This window comes from Mycobacterium sp. E3247 (genome assembly GCF_001667785.1).
Classification (GTDB): Bacteria; Actinomycetota; Actinomycetes; order Mycobacteriales; family Mycobacteriaceae; genus Mycobacterium.
Genome location: NZ_LZJG01000122.1, coordinates 1 through 528 on the forward strand (window position 1 = coordinate 1; position 528 = coordinate 528).

Below are 528 nucleotides of genomic sequence, written 5' to 3' on the forward strand. Positions count from 1 at the left end.
AGGAGACGAAATGAGGATTCGTTTCATTGTTTCGGCGCTCGGGGCTGTAGTGGTCGCGTTGGCGGTTGGGTGTGGCGGCGGGCAGGGCGGCGGCCACAACGCCACCTCGGTCGCACCCTCGCCGACGCCCACGGTCGGGCCAACGCTGGCGCTCAATCGGATCGATGAGCTGCTCCTGCCGCCGGAAGTGGTCGGCGACATCGTCGGCTCCAAACTCAACTGGACGGGCACGCCTCCGCCCGGTTGGACCAGGCCTCCAGTGCCCCCTGTCATCGACGAGGGCAACCCGGACTGTGCGGCGCTGTTCGGGCTGGACACCAACACGGTTGGCGTGGCCTATACCGGATGGCGGAGCAATCAATACAGGGAGGAAAAGGACACTTCAGGTCATGCGGTCCGTCAAGCCGTTGCGACGGTTGTCGATTCCAAAGCAGCGACGGTGTTGCTTGGCGACGCTTTTGCCAAGCGTCTCGATGCGTGCAGCAATGCCGTCATCCACCTGAGCGGCAAATATCGATGGAGATTCCA

At 63.3% G+C, this 528-nt stretch carries 1 protein-coding gene; it reads left to right on the top strand.

Features of this window, described 5'->3' with window-relative positions; genetic code table 11:
* Positions 1–10: 10 nt before the first annotated feature.
* A partial coding sequence (locus tag A9X04_RS06540) for a sensor domain-containing protein (protein WP_197509072.1) occupies positions 11–528 on the top strand: 518 nt, incomplete at its 3' end.